This window comes from Pantoea sp. X-Soil-MYKO-1785 (assembly GCF_059730675.1).
The window spans coordinates 265,275-282,208 of record NZ_AP036001.1 but is presented as its reverse complement, the minus strand read 5'-3'; the positions used below and the strand labels follow the sequence as shown (position 1 = coordinate 282,208).

The 16,934-nt window shown below is 53.7% G+C and carries 17 protein-coding genes and 1 pseudogene; 12 read left to right on the top strand and 6 right to left on the bottom strand.

Annotated features, from left to right (window positions below; genetic code table 11):
* Positions 1-36: 36 nt before the first annotated feature.
* Positions 37-846, bottom strand: coding sequence for a helix-turn-helix transcriptional regulator (locus AC6I8D_RS21245; protein ID WP_497820871.1), 810 nt, complete (start codon positions 844-846; stop codon positions 37-39).
* Positions 847-1,069: 223 nt separating this feature from the next.
* Between AC6I8D_RS21245 and AC6I8D_RS21240 the strand changes: the two genes are divergently transcribed.
* The 4 genes from AC6I8D_RS21240 to arsC all read left to right on the top strand — a co-directional run bounded on the left by AC6I8D_RS21240 (position 1,070) and on the right by arsC (position 4,170).
* A complete protein-coding gene (locus AC6I8D_RS21240) occupies positions 1,070-1,693 on the top strand; it encodes a pyridoxamine 5'-phosphate oxidase family protein (RefSeq protein ID WP_497820870.1) in 624 nt (207 codons plus the stop codon).
* A gap of 268 nt (positions 1,694-1,961) precedes the next feature.
* Entirely contained in the window at positions 1,962-2,315 is a 354-nt protein-coding gene (locus AC6I8D_RS21235) for a metalloregulator ArsR/SmtB family transcription factor (RefSeq protein ID WP_497820869.1), read from the top strand.
* A gap of 94 nt (positions 2,316-2,409) precedes the next feature.
* On the top strand, positions 2,410-3,693 hold the full coding sequence (locus tag AC6I8D_RS21230) for an arsenic transporter (RefSeq protein ID WP_497820868.1): 1,284 nt from the start codon (positions 2,410-2,412) through the stop codon (positions 3,691-3,693).
* Positions 3,694-3,741: 48 nt separating this feature from the next.
* Positions 3,742-4,170, top strand: coding sequence for an arsenate reductase (glutaredoxin) (arsC, locus tag AC6I8D_RS21225; protein WP_497820867.1), 429 nt, complete (start codon positions 3,742-3,744; stop codon positions 4,168-4,170).
* A 203-nt stretch (positions 4,171-4,373) separates the two neighbouring features.
* On the opposite strand, the gene AC6I8D_RS21220 is transcribed toward arsC, so the two are convergent.
* A complete protein-coding gene (locus tag AC6I8D_RS21220) occupies positions 4,374-5,372 on the bottom strand; it encodes a 4-hydroxythreonine-4-phosphate dehydrogenase PdxA (RefSeq protein ID WP_497820866.1) in 999 nt (332 codons plus the stop codon).
* A gap of 10 nt (positions 5,373-5,382) precedes the next feature.
* Positions 5,383-6,672: an MFS transporter gene (locus AC6I8D_RS21215; protein WP_312053869.1), complete on the bottom strand. Its 1,290-nt coding sequence runs from the start codon at positions 6,670-6,672 to the stop codon at positions 5,383-5,385.
* 658 nt (positions 6,673-7,330) lie between these two features.
* Between AC6I8D_RS21215 and AC6I8D_RS21210 the strand changes: the two genes are divergently transcribed.
* The 3 genes and pseudogenes from AC6I8D_RS21210 (at position 7,331) to AC6I8D_RS21200 (ending at position 8,940) form a co-directional block, all read left to right on the top strand.
* The gene (locus tag AC6I8D_RS21210; protein ID WP_497820865.1) at positions 7,331-7,681 is read left to right on the top strand and encodes a DUF3147 family protein; all 351 of its coding nucleotides are present in this window, start codon (positions 7,331-7,333) and stop codon (positions 7,679-7,681) included.
* Between the two features lie 21 nt (positions 7,682-7,702).
* Positions 7,703-7,897 carry a hypothetical protein gene (locus AC6I8D_RS21205; protein WP_312054114.1) on the top strand — a complete coding sequence of 65 codons (195 nt, stop codon included), beginning with the start codon at positions 7,703-7,705 and terminating at the stop codon, positions 7,895-7,897.
* Positions 7,898-8,039: 142 nt separating this feature from the next.
* A pseudogene (locus AC6I8D_RS21200) lies at positions 8,040-8,940 on the top strand (sulfonate ABC transporter substrate-binding protein).
* A 71-nt stretch (positions 8,941-9,011) separates the two neighbouring features.
* On the opposite strand, the gene yajD reads toward AC6I8D_RS21200, so the two are convergent.
* Positions 9,012-9,359 (bottom strand): HNH nuclease YajD, encoded by a 348-nt coding sequence (yajD, locus tag AC6I8D_RS21195; protein WP_063879236.1) that lies wholly within the window; start codon positions 9,357-9,359, stop codon positions 9,012-9,014.
* A 422-nt stretch (positions 9,360-9,781) separates the two neighbouring features.
* Here yajD and AC6I8D_RS21190 point away from each other — a divergent pair, with 422 nt between their 5' ends.
* The 3 genes from AC6I8D_RS21190 to AC6I8D_RS21180 all read left to right on the top strand — a co-directional run bounded on the left by AC6I8D_RS21190 (position 9,782) and on the right by AC6I8D_RS21180 (position 11,568).
* Complete coding sequence (locus AC6I8D_RS21190) at positions 9,782-10,078, top strand: type II toxin-antitoxin system RelE/ParE family toxin (protein ID WP_312053864.1); 297 nt, start codon at positions 9,782-9,784, stop codon at positions 10,076-10,078.
* Positions 10,079-10,151: 73 nt separating this feature from the next.
* Positions 10,152-10,487, top strand: a complete 336-nt coding sequence (locus AC6I8D_RS21185; protein ID WP_312053862.1) for a HigA family addiction module antitoxin — start codon at positions 10,152-10,154, stop codon at positions 10,485-10,487.
* A gap of 541 nt (positions 10,488-11,028) precedes the next feature.
* Entirely contained in the window at positions 11,029-11,568 is a 540-nt protein-coding gene (locus AC6I8D_RS21180; RefSeq protein ID WP_312053860.1) for a GNAT family N-acetyltransferase, read from the top strand.
* 288 nt (positions 11,569-11,856) lie between these two features.
* Here the strand turns inward: AC6I8D_RS21180 and AC6I8D_RS21175 are convergent, their stop codons facing one another.
* Positions 11,857-12,420, bottom strand: coding sequence for a DUF4142 domain-containing protein (locus tag AC6I8D_RS21175; RefSeq protein ID WP_312053859.1), 564 nt, complete (start codon positions 12,418-12,420; stop codon positions 11,857-11,859).
* Positions 12,421-13,099: 679 nt separating this feature from the next.
* Here AC6I8D_RS21175 and AC6I8D_RS21170 point away from each other — a divergent pair.
* On the top strand, positions 13,100-14,512 hold the full coding sequence (locus AC6I8D_RS21170) for a hypothetical protein (protein WP_497820864.1): 1,413 nt from the start codon (positions 13,100-13,102) through the stop codon (positions 14,510-14,512).
* Positions 14,513-14,643: 131 nt separating this feature from the next.
* Here AC6I8D_RS21170 and AC6I8D_RS21165 read toward each other — a convergent pair whose 3' ends face one another.
* Positions 14,644-15,513 carry an alpha/beta fold hydrolase gene (locus AC6I8D_RS21165; RefSeq protein WP_031375198.1) on the bottom strand — a complete coding sequence of 290 codons (870 nt, stop codon included), beginning with the start codon at positions 15,511-15,513 and terminating at the stop codon, positions 14,644-14,646.
* A gap of 840 nt (positions 15,514-16,353) precedes the next feature.
* Between AC6I8D_RS21165 and AC6I8D_RS21160 the strand changes: the two genes are divergently transcribed.
* Positions 16,354-16,863, top strand: coding sequence for a cytochrome b (locus AC6I8D_RS21160; RefSeq protein ID WP_312053855.1), 510 nt, complete (start codon positions 16,354-16,356; stop codon positions 16,861-16,863).
* Positions 16,864-16,934 lie beyond the last annotated feature (71 nt).

Below are 16,934 nucleotides of genomic sequence, written 5' to 3'. Positions count from 1 at the left end.
TCTCATTTCAGCCCAGGAAGGCGTGTTGTTATCCTATTACTGGCAGTCACTGGCTACGTGTCGGGGGATATAGGTCACCAGTGACAGGTCGGGTCTGCCCTCAGGGGTTAACGCCACGTAGGTGAATTCGATGTGTCCGGAAACCGGGTGCATCAGGCGCTTACTGCCTTCGCTCATGCCCTGCACGTCGGTGTCCTGCCACCATCCGTGGAACTCCGGTGAGTTGTCTGACAGCTCTTTGATCAGCGCATCAAACGGAGCTTTGTTTTGGGCATGCGCCCGGGAGGCGCGAAAAACCGAGATCATTCCGCGCGCCATCTGTTCCCAGTCGAGGATCAGGGTGCGATAGGGCTGATAGAGAAAAAGCAGCCGCAGCGTATTGCGTTCGTGCGGCTTGAGCGAGCCGTAGTCGATGAACAGGTCGGCAATCGCGTCATTCCAGGCGAGGATATCCAGCCGGGCATTGCGCACGTAAGCCGGAATAGGATCGATGGCCCTGACCAGCATATCGAGACCTTCCGTCACCCCCGAATCGGCCTGACGCGGCACCGGTTGTTCCCTGGGCGACAGCGCAAAAAGGTGGGATGATTCGACCCGGTTGAGTTTCAGCACGCTGGCGATTCGCTGCAGCGCGTCGGCAGAGGGCTTAATTTCGCGGCCCTGCTCCAGCCAGGTATACCAGCTGACGCTGACGCCAGCCAGAATCGCCACCTCTTCGCGGCGTAGGCCGGGCGTCCGGCGCGCGCCTTTCGGCAGCCCATATTCCTGCGGATTTAACCTCGCCCGCCGGCTAATCAAAAAAGCCCCTAATTCACGCCGTTGCTCTGGTGTGGTTTTTTTTACCATCTGGCATCCCCTTTAACATTTTTATTGTGGTTCTGCGAACAACTGACACGTCCCGCTGTTTTTATATCAATACGGTGTTTTTATTAAAGCCTTCGCTCACGCTTACTTACACTCTTTCGCCGCCCGCGGGTTGAGGTGAGTGACCCGGCATGAGGTGTGGAAACCCGGCGACGTTAGCCATACTCTGTAGCGGACATCCCCGATTAAAACGGAAGTGGATAAGATGACTGAAGAGAAAACCTCGATTACTGAGCTGGCAGAACTGGAGCAGATTTACGGCGCGGTGGCAACACCTTCACTGGCCAAGGTGACTGACCATATTCATCCGTCTTATCGCCCGTTTATCGAAGCCTCAACGTTTGTGGCGCTGGCGACCTCCGGTCCGGACGGGCTGGACGTGTCACCGCGCGGCGATCCGGCGGGCTTCATTGAAATAGAAGATGAGCGCACGCTGCTGTTGCCCGACCGACGAGGCAATAACCGCATCGATAGCCTGCGCAATATTCTGCACGACAACCGGGTGGCGCTGCTGTTTCTGATACTAGGCATTGGCGAAACCTTGCGGGTCAACGGCAAGGCGACAATCAGCAGCGATCCAGCGCTGATGGCCCGCTTCGCCGTCAACAATCAATCCCCCAAAACCGTCTTGCGCATTGCGGTAGAGAGCGTCTTTTTCCAGTGCAGTCGCGCCATTATCCGCGCCAGATTATGGGACCCGACGATACAGATTGAGCGTCAGCAACTGCCCAGCACCGGCAGTATCCTGAACCAGATCGCCGGTAAAGCGATCGATGGCGAGGCGTATGATAAAGCCCTGCCGGAGCGGTTGAAAAACACCCTGTACTGAGTGTTTCAGCACGCTGACACAGTCAACCGCTGGCCAGCGATGGCCGACGCGCCACGCCTTGCTGCCCGGTTAATGTTGTGGAGGGTGCGGTAACCGGCGTTGTCACGCCAGCAGCACTGTCGATAGGCTGTTTCAGCACGGCGCTGCTGATTACCTCCGCCGCTGCATGCTGCCAGCCATCAAAAAACAAATTCGAAAAAGTAAATATGTTATTGACCCGGCGTGGCGAAAGTCTGACACTGATCGGCTACGGTCACAGGATGCTATCATGTCGCAAATCACCCCGCTTCAGCTGTTCAAAAACCTTTCTGACGAAACCCGACTTTATCTGGTGCTATTACTGCGTGAAAAAGGCGAGCTGTGCGTCTGTGAGCTGGCGTCGACGCTGCAACAGCCCCAGCCGAAAATATCCCGTCATCTGGCTTTATTACGGCAACACGGGCTGCTTATCGACCGGCGCGACGGCAAATGGATCCACTATCGTTTGTCTCCCCATATGCCTGCCTGGGCCGCCATGATTATCGAGCAGGCTTATCTCAGCCAGCAGGATGAGATTCGACTGCTTCGTCAGCAGGCCGAGCGCGACAATGCCACCACCAACGGCAAGCCGATCTGCATCTAAAAATTTTGCCCTTATATATTCGAAATAACGGATATGTTTCGCTTCAGTATCTACAGCCCGGCTGGCCGGGTGACGCTATTCAACAGGAGAAGCTATGTTTCTGGCGAGCGCGATTTTCGTCCTCACCCTGGTGCTGGTTATCTGGCAACCCAAAGGATTAAGCATTGGCTGGAGCGCCACGCTCGGTGCCGCCCTGGCGTTGCTGAGCGGTGTGGTGCAGATAGCCGATATCCCGCTGGTCTGGCACATCGTCTGGAACGCCACCGCCACCTTCATCGCGGTGATCATCATCAGCCTGCTGCTGGATGAGTCCGGCTTTTTTGAATGGGCCGCGCTGCACGTTTCCCGCTGGGGCGGCGGCAGAGGCCGTCGGCTGTTCGCAGCGATTGTGCTGCTGGGGGCGGCAGTCGCTGCGCTGTTTGCCAATGACGGGGCGGCATTAATCCTGACTCCGATTGTGATTGCCATGCTGCTGGCGCTGGGTTTCAGCCCCGCCGCAACGCTGGCCTTTGTGATGGCGGCAGGCTTTATTGCCGATACCGCCAGCCTGCCGCTGATCGTCTCAAACCTGGTGAATATCGTGACGGCGGACTACTTCCGGCTCGGATTCAGTGACTATGCTGCGGTGATGGTGCCGGTAAACCTCGCTTCGGTTGCTGCCACTCTGGTTATGCTGCTGTGGTTTTTCCGGCGGGATATCCCGCACAGCTATGACCTGTGCAAGCTGAAGTCACCCGGCGAGGCGATTCGGGATCGCCGCACCTTTAACGCTGGCTGGCTGGTTTTGATTCTGCTGCTGGTCGGTTTCTTCGGCCTGGAACCGCTGGGAGTGCCGGTCAGCCTGGTGGCGGCGGTGGCGGCAGCTATCCTGCTGGCCGTGGCCTGTCGTGGTCGGGTGATTGATACCGGCAAGGTGCTGAAAGGCGCGCCCTGGCAGATCGTTATCTTCTCGCTCGGCATGTATCTGGTGGTGTATGGCCTGCAAAATGCCGGCCTGACCGACTACCTTTCCGCCGTGCTGAACCGCTTCGCTGAACATGGCGTCTGGGGCGCCACGCTGGGAACCGGTTTGCTTACCGCCCTGCTCTCTTCGCTGATGAACAATATGCCGACGGTGCTGGTGGGCGCGCTCTCCATCGACGGCAGCAGCGCGCAGGGCGTAGTCAGAGAGGCGATGGTCTACGCCAATATCATCGGCTGCGATCTGGGGCCGAAGATTACCCCGATCGGTAGCCTGGCGACTCTGCTGTGGCTGCACGTTCTGGCGCAGAGAAACATCACCATCAGCTGGGGATATTACTGCCGCGTGGGGATCGTTATGACGCTGCCGGTGCTGCTGGTTACGCTGACGGCGCTGGCGCTGCGACTCTCTTTCTGAGCTGACAAGCGGAACGTGCCAGTGCCGTTCCGTAATGGAGAATACTTTATGCAAGACATCACTATTTATCACAACCCGGAATGCGGCACTTCGCGTAATACCCTGGCCCTGATCCGCAACAGCGGGGTCGAGCCGGCAATCGTCCTTTATCTGGCGACGCCGCCAACCCGCGAAACACTTAAAAAACTGATCGCAGAGATGGGCATCAGCGTGCGCGCCCTGCTGCGCCAGAATACCGAGCCCTATCAGCAGCTGGGGCTGGCGGATCAGCAGCTGAGTGATGATGCGTTGCTGGACGCGATGCTGGCTTACCCGTTGCTGATTAACCGCCCAATCGTGGTGACGCCGCGCGGCACCCGGCTCTGCCGTCCTTCTGAGCAGGTGCTGGATATTCTGCCGGATCGGCAGCAAGGCGCGTTCAGTAAAGAGGACGGAGAGCCCGTGATTGATCAGCAGGGTAACCGCATCGGTGATTAACCTCATTCTACGAAGTTAACGATTTTCAGGCAGCGGCGCGGCAGAGAATAACCGGGAATCTGCCGCGCCACCGTCATCGCGTTAGCTGTTGCAGAGGTTTACCGGCGCGGCGCGTTCAGGCGAAGGGGTGCTGGTGGGGTGTGCGACGATCCGCCCCGTTAAACCGACCGATCCCGGCTGTCAGCCGGGATCACTGTGCCATCTTAACCAGCGCTGCCTGCCATTTTTACCAGCAGGCGGAAGGCATTCTCAAACGCCGAGGGCGTGGCAAGATTTTGCCCATACAGGTTGTAGGCGGTGCCGTGGTTGGCGGTGGCAATCGGGACCGGCAACCCACCCTGAACCGTTACGCCGCGCTCAAAGCCCAGCATTTTTAGCGCCGTGGCGAACTGGTCGTGGTACATCGATACCACCGCATCCAGCTTGCCGGTTTCCACCGCTTTATAGGTGGTGTCCGCCGGGAAAGGCCCGTAAACGTCAATCCCCAGCGCTCTGGCCTGTGACATCGCCGGCTGGATAATCGTCTGCTCCTCATCGCCAAACAGGCCATTCTCGCCGCCGTGCGGGTTAAGCGCCTGCACCGCAATTTTAGGCGCAGCGATGCCCGCCTGTCGCAGCGTACGATCCATCAGTGAAATCGTCTCCACCACGCCGTTAACGCTGAGGTTTTTCACGATATCGCGGAAAGGTATGTGCGACGTCGCGCGTCCCGCCCACAGGTCGTCGACTACGTTAACCTCACAGCAGAAGTCGTCAAACTTCAGCAGCTCAGCAAACCAGTGCAGCTCATCGCGATGCTTCAGCCCACCCATGTGCATCGCCTGCTTATTCAGCGGCGCGAAGCAGATCCCCTGAGTTATACCCTGCTGGGTTAATTCGACGGCACGGGCCAGCGTCTCCAGAATATAAACGCCGCTTTGTTCACTGGCGCTGCCGTAGTGGAACGGCGTGCGCCGGGACCAGTCGTGATTGAGCAGCAGCGGCCTGTCAGCGGTGAACGCAATTGCTGCAGTATCAGTGATTTCGTCATAGTCGAAGCGCTGACCGGCAATCGCCATGCCTTTTTCCAGCTCATGGCGGTCCGCGATGATAATCACGTTAGCCAGCGCGCGCAGCGCCGGCTGTGACAGCACTTTCGCCACCAGCTCCGGACCAATACCTGCCGGATCGCCCAGCACCAGTGCAATAGAAGGTTTTTTCATCAGGATTTCCTCAGTGATACGCATTTTTAACCGGCTCAACCGCGCCGCGAGAAGGAGCATCTTCAGACAAGGGAATATCTGGACGCATAAAGAAGGTCAGCACGATGCCCACCATCAGCAGCACCACCGAGCCGTAAAATGGCAGGCTCCAGTTACCGGTTTTGTCGATGATGATGCCAAACAGAATGGGTGAAATTATCCCCGCCACCGCCGATCCGGCATTCACCAGCCCGCTGGCGACCCCGACATATTTAGGGGTGATCTCCATCGGTACCGCCCAGATCGGACCAATCGTCAGTTCGAGGCAGAAAAAGGCCAGGCCGAGGCAGACCGTAATCACGGTCATATCGGTGGAGCCGATCACCGGTATCAGCAGTAATCCGGCCGAAAGAAAGCTGAAGATAATTACGTTACGCCGCGCAGCGACCACATTGCCGGTGCGTTTCAGGATCCGGTCGCTGACTACCCCACCGACCGTGTTGCCGACCACGCCGGAGAGAAAGACCGCCGAGGTAAACAGCGCGGACGATTTCAGATCCATGCCACGACCGTTCATAAAGAAGGTGGGCAGCCAGGTAAAAAACAGCCAGCCGGTCCAGCCGTAGCAGAAATAGACGCCCATGGTCGGGCCAATACGTTTCAGCAGCGCCTTCCACGGCGTGGGCGTTTTAACCGTCAGGCTGGCATCCGGTTTCGGCAGAACTTTGCGCTCCTCTTCACTCATGTCGGCGATCAGATGCGGATTATCGCGGAATCCGGCGATCCAGAATGCCAGCCATACCGCGGTGATCACCCCTAATGCGATAAACGAGAAGCGCCAGGAGTGCAGCATCACCAGCAGCGCCACCAGTGACGGTGTAACAGCATTACCAAAGCGGGAGAAGGAGTGGGTGATGCCCTGGACGAAACCACGTTTTTCGCTGGAGAACCAGAAGGTCATGGCACGCGCCTGAGAAGGCAGCGCGGCACCTTCACCAATGCCTAACAACATCCGTGACAGAAACAGCGAGGCGAAACCGCCGGCAAAGCCGGTACAGACGGTAGCGACTACCCAGATGCTGCCGCAGATAATGATAGTTTTGCGCGCCCCGTAGCGATCGACAAACCAGCCGCCAACGATCTGGAAAACTAAATAGGTATAGGCAAACGCGGAGAAAATAAGCCCGAGATCGGTATTGCTGAGGCCTAAATCCTGCTTGATCAACCCGGCAGCCGTCGACAGATTGACGCGATCGACATACATCAGAAATGACAGGGCGCAAAAAAGCGCCAGTATTTTCGTACTGTAGCGGTTTTTCATAGATGAACCTTGTGTGTTCAGGTCAGAGGTTGGGGGTCGCTGTCAGGCGACGCGATGCAACGTAACGGGTAATCTATCCCGTAGAGGGAAACGGTCGGCTATCACCGTTGAAGCGCAGGGTATGAGCTGGCATTGTCGTCCCTTATTTCATTAGCGTTAACAGCAGCGGTCACTGCGTGCATATGAACCAATGTTGTTCATTTGTTATATTTTATCGCTTATTTTTTGACTGCCGATTGTGAGTACAATCACAATTAACGGGCTAAAGGGTATTCATCGTTGAGGTTGTGAGGTGTGTCTCAGCAAACCGATGCAGAGATGAACATATGAACAATCAAGGGGTAAGCCGCTAACAAAAGCTCACTGGCCGGGTTAATTTTAATGTTCGCATGATGCACAGATGCACAGCTTTTGCATTTGTGGCAGACCTTCGCTACCGGCGCACTGACACGGCGGATAAGACGTGCTTCAGGGCCTTGAGCTGTTTGACTGGCGGTAAGGTTAATTAACCTGCTGCCTGACAACCTGGCGCCATCCCCAAGCGCAGCGCAGGTCTGTGCTAACCTTCATCGCCTGCTGATGTTTCATTTGCTGATAAGCACCGGGCGAGCGGATTTGCCGCCTCCGGCTAGCGGCTCACTGATTAATGAGGAAAAATATGCTCTGGCTGGTGTCAAAATATGCGATTACCGCCTTTATGGTGGTGCTGATCTCCGAAACGGCCAAACGCAGCGATCGGCTCGGCGGGCTGCTTGCCGCCCTGCCGCTGGTCACCGTGCTGGTGCTGGTGTGGATGAAGCTGGAAGGCCAGACGGCGGAGAAAATTTCTGCCCACGCCTGGTACACCTTCTGGTATGTGGTGCCGACCCTGCCGATGTTTATCCTGTTTCCGTTTCTCTATCAGCGTACCGGCTTCTGGCTGACGCTGGTCCTGTGCTGTGGCCTGACGCTGCTGCTGCTTGCGCTCTGGGCGATGCTGTTAAAGCGGTTCGGCATTGTGCTGATGTAATGCTGCGCCATCTGGCGCGAAATGCCGTCGAGAAACCTGTTCCGCCGCGCCAGAGGCTGCCGGGCCTCAAGCGGTTTATTAGCGCGGCGCCGTCATCAGACCCAGTGGATGAACCAGGCGATTATTCGTGAGCAGCAGGTCATCGCTGACCGCTGCTATGCGCCCGGCCTGCTTAATCGGGCGAGAAATGTGCGGGATTCGGTCTGGCAGCAATAACTTTCTTTCGCTAAGCATAGAATTTTTCATCGCTAAGCGCTTTACGCGCCGTTTGTTATGTTGCGCGGATGACAACCAGACTCAGTAAAGAGAGATGAAAAAAGTTTTACTCAGTGCGCTTATTGTCGCCGCGCAGGCGGGGATGATTTTCACTACCCAGGCTGAACAGTCACCCCAGACGGTTAACATCGGCTTTCAGAAAGCCAATATCTTTGCCCTGCTGAAGTATCGCGGAACGCTGGATGAGAGTTTTAAAAAACAGGGGATCGCGGTGCGCTGGGTCGAAGTTCCCCGCCGGGCCGCAGATGCTGGAAGGATTGAACGTGGGGAGTATTGATCTTGCCGCCACCGGTGATGCGCCGCCCACCTTTGCGCAGGTGGCTAACGCTGATCTGGTCTATCTGGCGCACTCCCCGGCCAATCCACAAACCGAAGCCATTGTAGTGCCGGCCAACTCCTCCATCAAAAATGTGGCGGACCTGAAAGGTAAGCGGGTGGCGCTGAATAAAGGGTCGGACGTCAACTATCTGCTGGTGACGGCGCTGGAGCAGGCGGGACTGAACTATAAAGATATCACCCCGGTTTATTTACCACCGGCGGATACGCGCGCCGCATTTCAGCGTGGCGCGGTCGATGCCTGGGTTATCTGGGACCCCTACTACGCTGAAGTGGAAACCAACGCCAACGCCCGGCTGATAAAAAATGCCGAAGGGCTGGTACCGCATTACACCTTCTATCTTGCCAGCCGTAAGTTTGCTGAAAGCTATCCGCAAACCGCGCTGCAGGTGGTCGATCAGCCTGGCGCGCTGAGTAGCTGGGCCAATCAGCATCCGCAGGAGGCGGCAAAAATCATGTCCTCGTCAACCGGCCTGCCGCAGCCAATCTGGCAACGTGCGCTGGCGAGAATGCCTTACGGTGCGCAGCGTATGACGCCAGAGGTATTTGCGCAGCAGCAGGCGCTGGCCGATAAATTTACCGGAATTGGGCTATTGCCGGTGAAAGTAGACGTCCGCAGCGCGACCTGGTCACTGGATAAAAAATAAAGCGCCGGTCGATGAATCAGCGCTGTTGAGCGGCCGGATGCAGAATGGCCGATCGGCAGCGCCGGTGAGATTTATTTCTTCTTCGTCAGCATCGACTTTAAATCGGCAAACGGATTGTAAGTTGCTGCGCCGACATCATCCTGCGCGTCCTCTCCCGCCACCACGCTGGTGCCGTACTGATCGGCTTCGGTGTACTTCGAGTGCTCGTGGTCGTGACAGTAAAGACACAATAACTCCCAGTTGCTGCCATCTTCAGGGTTGTTGGTGTGATCGTGATCGATATGGTGCACGGTTAATTCACGCAGGTTCGAATAAACGAACTCGCGTGAGCAACGTCCACACACCCACGGATAGATTTTCAACGCTTTTTCACGATAGCCACTTTCCAGCCGCGTGTAATTTTTCGGGATCAGAGCCATTGCCGATGTTACCTGTTAACAAGAGTTTCCTGGGGGGAGTGTTTGAGCCAGCCAGCTTGCTTAACAGGGTACATTAAGTTGCATAGTAAGTCCGCTTTTCGCCGTCAGCGGCGTGGCAAATCCTGCGCTGCCGGACGCCAATCAACAAAGCAACGCGGGCACGTCAAACCCCTATCTGCGCCTCAAGGCGCTGCAGGCCAATAAATTAATGCTCTGGAAAATAAACAGCGCCAGCACTGATTGACGCTCTACCGGCTGCGACATCTCCTGGCCAGACACGGTAGAGAAGATCCCTTCAGCATTATCGCGCAGCGTAAACGAGCCACTCATTAACCTGTGACACTCACTCTCCATAACGCACTTGCGCACCGTGCAACGGTGCGCTATCATGATTGCATAAAATATAGAGAGGCTTGAATAGAATGCTAAATCACATAGAAAGCTTCCGTGATGTATGGTTGGAGGACTTTTTTTTGCACTCAACACCGCATAGAAAGATTCCTCCAGACATACATACCACCCTGGCTCGCAAACTTGACCTTATCAACGCTGCCGTTACTTATCTGGACTTGAGATCGCCACCCGGCAACAGGTATGAAGAGTTAAACGGCAAACTGGAGGGTTATTCGTCAATACGCATTAACCAGCAATATCGCTTAATATTTAAATGGGTGGACGGAAAAGCGGAAGATCTCTATCTGGATCCGCATAAATATTAAAAGACAGGCGTGCCAGTTGGCCCTGGCCCCTTTTGATTTACCAATGATACTCAAAAACCCTCAAGGAATATCAATGAAACAGGCAACCAGAAAACCAACTACCGTAGGTGACATCCTGCTGTACGAATACCTGGAGCCGCTAGATCTTAAAATCAACGAACTTGCGGAAATGCTGCATGTGCATCGCAATAGTGTAAGCGCATTGGTTAACAATAACCGCAAACTGACTACTGACATGGCATTCCGTCTGTCTAAAGCATTCGATACGTCCGTTGATTTCTGGCTTAACCTTCAGGCTGCTGTAGATCTTTGGGAAGTAGAGAACGACACCCGCGCGCAAGAAGAATTTAGCCGCATCGTTCCCGCTACCAAATTTATTGCCAGCAAAGCTAAGAAGAAAGTCGCCTAACCTTCGCCACCAGCCCGCTTAACAGCGGGCTTTTTATTTCCCTCAGAACATTGCGCCGACACGCGACCAGTGACTTTCTGCACCCTCCCCATCAGCCCGGGCTGATGGTGTTCTTTTCAAACTTTTCCGGACGGCACAAGCCAGCATACCGGGTGACTCTTCTGTTGGTGAACAAGCCGCCCACCAGCGGCTTACTTCTTTTCAGAGCTTCCGACGGACAAGAAGATCTGCGCCCTGTGTCTGACTGTGGGCAAGCCCGCAATGATGACTGCCGCCTGGGTTAACGGCACGTTATCCAACGCGTAAGGAGTTGCGCCATGCGCGCCGACTTTATCGCCACTCAAATTACCTTGATCTCGTTAAACGCCGGCATTGAAGCAGTCCGGGCAGACGAGGGATAAGAGTGCGTGGTGCAGTCTGTTAAGCGGAAAGACTACGCTGCCTGTCGGGTGCGGGGAGACGATAATCATCCCGACCGGTTGAAACGCGCGCGCTGTCATAGCAACATCAATGTGTAGGTTAACCGCAACACGGAGGAAGCATGACGCCACAGCTTGAGACTCAACGACTGCTGCTCGAACCCCTTCAGCGCCATGACGCAGCGGCTATTCAGGCGCGGTTCCCGCAGTGGGAAATTGTGCGTTATCTGACGGCTGCCGTGCCCTGGCCCTACCCCGACGGCGCCGCGCAGGATTACGTCGACAATATCGCCTTACCGGCGATACAGGCCGGGCGAGCATGGTGCTGGACCATCAGGCGGCAGGAAAAACCTGAGGAACTTATCGGTCTGATTGAACTGCGCGATCTGGAAAATGATAACCGCGGTTTCTGGCTGGTGCCTGAATGGCAAAGACGCGGCTACATGACGGAAGCGTGCCAGGCGGTGAATGACTTCTGGTTCAGGACGCTGGGCCGTCCGGTGATGCGAGTGCCGAAAGCCGCAATCAACGCCGGCTCGGTATCGATTTCACGTCATTCCGGCATGCGGCTAATCGAAACCGGTAAAAAAGCCTATGTCGCTGGCGTGCTCGATTATCAGTTGTGGGAAATAACCCGTGATGAGTGGTGCATGCGGCAATAAATCGCCGGTCTGGCGGGCTTTTTCAGGCGACGGCCGGGTTTTCATCCGGCTGGCGTGTCGCGGGTATCGTTTTCGACACTGCCGCCAATGCAGCTGGCACCGGGATATTAACGCCCTCCGGCCGGGCCGAATTCTTGTCGCGACAAGGTGATTGATCGACCAGGGTAATGAACTGACATCGGATAATTTGCTGAATCCGGTCAACTCTCCCGCTGGTGACGGGTTGTCCAGACCGCAGGGCACATTGCCCACCGGACAACCGGTTAACTTATCTGCTGCTATGCCCGCTTACATCGACATCTGCTGGGCGGACTTCAGGTGCTGCTCAACAACCGGGGTGTGCGCGTCGGCCAGCGCCTTCACATCCGGATCTTTAATTTTGCTGGCATCACTCTGCAGCGTCGACAGCACCATCTGGTGGTCCATTGTGCCGGCATTTTCCATGTACATCTTGTCAAACGCGCCGCCGCTCTGTTTTTCCAGCATGGCAGCCATAGCCTTATGTTTGGCGTCCGGCGCGGTCGGCAATGTTACGCCCTTTTGCTGGGCCACCGTTTGGACTTTGGTCAGGGCATCGCCATGGTCTTTAACCATCTGCTGGGCAAACGCTTTGACTTTGCTGCTTTCAGCCTTAGTCAGTGCGATCTTTGCAGCGGCAATTTCATTGATATTGGCCTGTGCCATGTCTTTCAACGCTTTTTCGTCGTCGGCGCTAAGCTGAGCCTTCGATCCATTCTGCATTGCAGCGTCCGCCGCGCTGGTCGTAGTCTGTGCGTGTACGCCGACAGCACTGAACATTGCTGCGAATAACGATACGGCCAGCAGCCCTTTCAGGGTTTTACTGTTTTGCATTTTGCTCTCCTGATAATCATGGTGAGGTCAGTATTAATTGTTTACCCGTGAACAGTCTCGTCGTGGAATAACGTCTTCACTGGTCAGTATAGTGGATCAATGATGTCTGACAGCCGAATGCGCTATTTTCCGCAAAGCCGAACGGCAGAAAATGACGAAATAAAAAAGCGGGGATCGCACCGGGCGAATTTAAAGCGAAGGGCGAGAATCAGCGCATCCCGTTTATCCACACGCGTTACTTATCCAGCGAATGCGCTCTGCCGCATCGCTAAAAACAGTTTTTGCTTCTTAAGGCAGACAATAATCAGGGTCAGGGCCGCAGCAATAATCAGAATAGATTTATCATACGGATTTACCTTCGCTTAATGCCAGCACGGCCGCCGTCAGGTATATTCAGGGCGAGCGCAACGCTATCGGGTTTTGCGTAGCTGAGCGAACAGATAATTATCGTTCTGACTGGATGACCAGCGCCGGAACGAAGCAATTATCTTGCTGACATACGCCGTTCTTAGCCGGAATGAACGCCTTTTTTCCTGTAACAGGCTGCATGACCAGCAGCTGTCAGTTTTGTACAGAAGCGGCAGCACTAACCTCATACCCGTTTTTTCTGACAACAAGACTAACGATCAACCTGCTGATGACGATAACTCCCTTTCTTACACTATATGAAGGAACATGTATGTACTGCGTACGCCCTTTAATCCGCCCACTTTTTTTTCTGACGCTGCTGCCCTTTTCTCTGGTTCAGGCTGCGGAAAATCCTGTATTGACCGGCGGCAAAACTAACCCCTTTTCGGTCACCAAAATCCACGATCGGGTGAATTACATGGTGTCATTAAACTTCAATAATGGAAAAACAGCGCAGCAATGGCGATCCGTTGATTGTAAGCACCGCACGGCACAGCTTCTGTACAAGGATTTATTGAATGAGAGCGGGCTTACTAAAGCTCGCTTTTACGGCAACAGTTACCTCCGCTATGCGCCTGCACAGGATGACAGTCAAATGACGGCAGAGGATATTCGCAAGGTTTGTCAGTTACCGATAAAAGAGGCACGCTGGGAAAAATTATCAGCCACGTCTGAGTACGGTACTACCAACCTTGTCGATGTGAATAGCATTGAGCATATTGGTGATATTTTATCGGTGCGCATGGGATATGACTTTGCAGATATCATCTGGGAACCGCCTTATGACGCCCCGCTTGAATTAAAGATTGAGCATTACCTGTATAACTGTAAAACCCATCAGGGTGATGCGGTGGCTGCGATGAACTTCGACAGTGAAGGCCGCGTTACCGATTCACTCATCACTGCTGATATCATTCGTCGCAAGAGTAGCTTCAAAATTGACGGTCAAATGACCCAACGCTTTGAGCAACTCTGCCAGTTACCCGCAGGAAAAACTTTCAGAGCCGAAGGACACTTTGTCCCTGCGGCTAATAAGCCAGCATCAAAGCTGATGGGGCCATCAATGCCCGATCTGAGCAATAATAATCCGCAGTGGCTGAGTAAATTCCCTCTTTCAGCCGCCATTGAGCATCAGGCACAGTCACTGATTAAACCCTGGGCGCTTCCGCGCTTTAAGCAGGTTCGCTATACCACGGTCAGCGCCCTGGGTAAGGTTAAAGTACAGCTGGATGCACAAGCAGATGGTTATATACGCAAACTGGAAGACTATGGTATCTGGACGGTGCAACGTTTAACGCTGGCTAATCAGCTACAGCTGAAGTTCACAATGTCCATCAGTAATGGTGCTTCGCGGCTCAACACGTTGCAGACGGATCTGCGTTTCCCGTTAGTGACCGGACAACACTATCAGGCGAAATGGGAAAGCATTGATGCCGATAAGAAAGTCACTGCTTCAGCGTTACGTTGCGACGTAACCGATCAGGGGGATGCGCATGAAATTTCACCTGAGTTTAGTGGGAAATATCTGCTGGTTAAGTGTGATGAAACTGACGAAGGGCAACCGGGTAGCAGTGATAAATTTGCCTGGCTGCAGGACCTCAATATTTTCGTCCCGGTCGCGACGCAAATAAGTGGTAAACCTGAAAGCCTGGTCACGCTGGAAGATGTCAAAGTGATGCGTTAATAATAATCAGGCTCGCCGCTTTAATCGGTGAGCCTGATAGTTGAATAATCCCCTGAGGGTTAAGTCATGCACTCTCGTGGAAAAACCAGCGATCGGTCGATTATGTGTCACAGAGGCAGCTAGAGGTTATTTCAGGGTGGCACCTGCTGTAAAAGAAAATGACGGAGTTCAGCGGTTAATTCGTCTGGTGCCTCTTCTGCCATATGGTGACCGCTGGCGATGGCTTTACCCGTGACATCGGCTGCCCAGTTTTTCCAGATCCCCACTATATCGCCATATAACGCCTCCAGATCGTCGTATTTTGACCATAAACAGAGCGTCGGGCATGCAATCATCCGTCCGCTCTGACGGTCATGAAGTTCGTGTTCTTTGTCTATACCCAGACCGGCGCGATAATCCTCAATCATCCCATGTACCGTTTCCGGATCGTGGATGGCTCGTCTGAACTCACTGTATTCTTCATCTCCCATGGTTTCGGGCTGGCCTCCATACCACTTGTCCGGATCGGCGAGGATCGCCCGCTCTGGTTTTTCGGGTTGAGCAAAGAAGAACCAGTGGTACCACTGCCGCGCAAATTTCTCATTACAGCGGTTCAGGGCTTCGAGTATGGGAATGCAATCCAGTACGACAAGGCGAGTGATTCGGTCAGGATAATCCAGCGCAGCTCGGTAGGCTGTATAGCTTCCTCTGTCATGTCCCACCAGCGCAAACTGCCTGAAACCCAGCTGGTTCATCAGTTCAATACAATCTTTTGCCTTGGCTCTTTTAGCAGAGCCAGCATGATCAGGCTGGTCAGCAGGCTTTGAAGAGCGGCCGAAACCACGTAAATCAGGACAAACGACGGTAAAAGATTTCGCAAGCTCCGGCGCCACTTTTGACCAGGTTGCGTGGGTTCGCGGGTGTCCGTGGAGCAGCAGCACCGGAGGACCATTACCGCCATAACGGACATTGAGCACCGCTTCTGACAGGCTGAGTTGTGTATGGGTAAATCCTTCAAACATAGGCGATCCCCGCGCCAGGTATTTGATGAGATTATAGGCTGGAGTCTGCCATTAATCCTTTTCTGCCACAGTTGAATACTGAAAATGCTGTAGCGAGTGAGATAAGTAATCAAAAACTCAGCAATAATCGGCAGACTGAGGCCGGAAATCAGAAATGGTCGGGCATCCGATAGGGCATAGCGTTTGATTGTTTGTTGTTCAGGAAACACCTGATGATATTGCTGCTGCCCGTACCGGGAGTTTTAAGAATCAGGTCACTGCCCAATGAGAATATTCCGGCAACGTGGCAAAATATCCTGCTCCCTGACTGTTCCCGGTCGTGGTCCGATAATTAACGGCCAAAGCACTATTATTTACGCATCTCCGCCCCTGATATTAAACAGCATAACCAGACAGGGAACCAGCAGGCGTCAGGCTTGTCAGATTTGGCTCAAAAGCGATAAGGCGCGGCCTGAGCCTGCGCCCGGCGTAATTTATTAAAAAGCTGACTGGTAACATTTAATACGTTTAACTTCAGGTGGTTACCCTAGAGCAACAGGACATTTAAGGCCACTTCAGCGATCCGGCATTTAATACGAAATCAAGGCTCAAAAAGAATAATTTTTAATACATCCTGAGTTGACAAATAATATTTCCCTCTTAATTTATCTGGAACTAAATATGCATTCCGAGGGGGTTTAATCTCGGAAGAATAAAGTAAATCAGGCTATTTATTTATGAGAATGATCTTATAGCCACCCTTCTGTGCATTGCTTAAAGTGCGCGGCCAATTTCCACGACAGTGTTTATTGAAAGTGTCATGGATGCACTTAAGAAATTTAGTAATAGGGAATTAACCTTGTGTTACCGCGTTATTCATTACCGCAGATCTGGTTGCACTGGATCTCCGCCGTTATTATCATCTGGGCCACGCTCAGCGGATTCTATGTGGCATTATTTAATCACGCTCCGCAGTGCGCACGCTGGATTGGATTTATCAATGTCTCCGTTACAACAATTTATATCCCTCTCTTTATATTAAGAATATGGTTTGCATGGTGCCACGGAAAACCCAGCGATAATCTACTCAGTCATAAAGAAGAAAAGCTTGCTGCAGCAGGACACTTCCTGCTTTACAGCAATATTGCTTTAGTCCTGATTACTGGCGTGATGATGATGGAAAAACCGATTAATGTGTTTGGCCTGATTGCGTTACCTCAACCGATTAATGACCCCGGGATTACGACCGTTTTTAATCAGGTGCATATTATTTCCTGCATGACGTTGGCGCTGCTGGTAATCGGACATATTTTAGCCGTCGTTAAGCATCAGCGTAGAGGTAAGCCATTACTGCGGCGCATGGGCTGGTAAGCCGATATCGTTTTACAAATGCGCCTCAATTCACTGTGATTATCAACCTGACATCACCGCTGTCAGAGGTC

Bases quoted from the DNA above. Each gene is read 5' to 3' on its own strand.
- AC6I8D_RS21245 (WP_497820871.1), bottom strand. From the start codon at position 846: ATGGTAAAAAAAACCACACCAGAGCAACGGCGTGAATTAGGGGCTTTT.
- AC6I8D_RS21240 (WP_497820870.1), top strand. From the start codon at position 1,070: ATGACTGAAGAGAAAACCTCGATTACTGAGCTGGCAGAACTGGAGCAG.
- AC6I8D_RS21235 (WP_497820869.1), top strand. From the start codon at position 1,962: ATGTCGCAAATCACCCCGCTTCAGCTGTTCAAAAACCTTTCTGACGAA.
- AC6I8D_RS21230 (WP_497820868.1), top strand. From the start codon at position 2,410: ATGTTTCTGGCGAGCGCGATTTTCGTCCTCACCCTGGTGCTGGTTATC.
- arsC (WP_497820867.1), top strand. From the start codon at position 3,742: ATGCAAGACATCACTATTTATCACAACCCGGAATGCGGCACTTCGCGT.
- AC6I8D_RS21220 (WP_497820866.1), bottom strand. From the start codon at position 5,372: ATGAAAAAACCTTCTATTGCACTGGTGCTGGGCGATCCGGCAGGTATT.
- AC6I8D_RS21215 (WP_312053869.1), bottom strand. From the start codon at position 6,672: ATGAAAAACCGCTACAGTACGAAAATACTGGCGCTTTTTTGCGCCCTG.
- AC6I8D_RS21210 (WP_497820865.1), top strand. From the start codon at position 7,331: ATGCTCTGGCTGGTGTCAAAATATGCGATTACCGCCTTTATGGTGGTG.
- AC6I8D_RS21205 (WP_312054114.1), top strand. From the start codon at position 7,703: ATGCCGTCGAGAAACCTGTTCCGCCGCGCCAGAGGCTGCCGGGCCTCA.
- yajD (WP_063879236.1), bottom strand. From the start codon at position 9,359: ATGGCTCTGATCCCGAAAAATTACACGCGGCTGGAAAGTGGCTATCGT.
- AC6I8D_RS21190 (WP_312053864.1), top strand. From the start codon at position 9,782: ATGCTAAATCACATAGAAAGCTTCCGTGATGTATGGTTGGAGGACTTT.
- AC6I8D_RS21185 (WP_312053862.1), top strand. From the start codon at position 10,152: ATGAAACAGGCAACCAGAAAACCAACTACCGTAGGTGACATCCTGCTG.
- AC6I8D_RS21180 (WP_312053860.1), top strand. From the start codon at position 11,029: ATGACGCCACAGCTTGAGACTCAACGACTGCTGCTCGAACCCCTTCAG.
- AC6I8D_RS21175 (WP_312053859.1), bottom strand. From the start codon at position 12,420: ATGCAAAACAGTAAAACCCTGAAAGGGCTGCTGGCCGTATCGTTATTC.
- AC6I8D_RS21170 (WP_497820864.1), top strand. From the start codon at position 13,100: ATGTACTGCGTACGCCCTTTAATCCGCCCACTTTTTTTTCTGACGCTG.
- AC6I8D_RS21165 (WP_031375198.1), bottom strand. From the start codon at position 15,513: ATGTTTGAAGGATTTACCCATACACAACTCAGCCTGTCAGAAGCGGTG.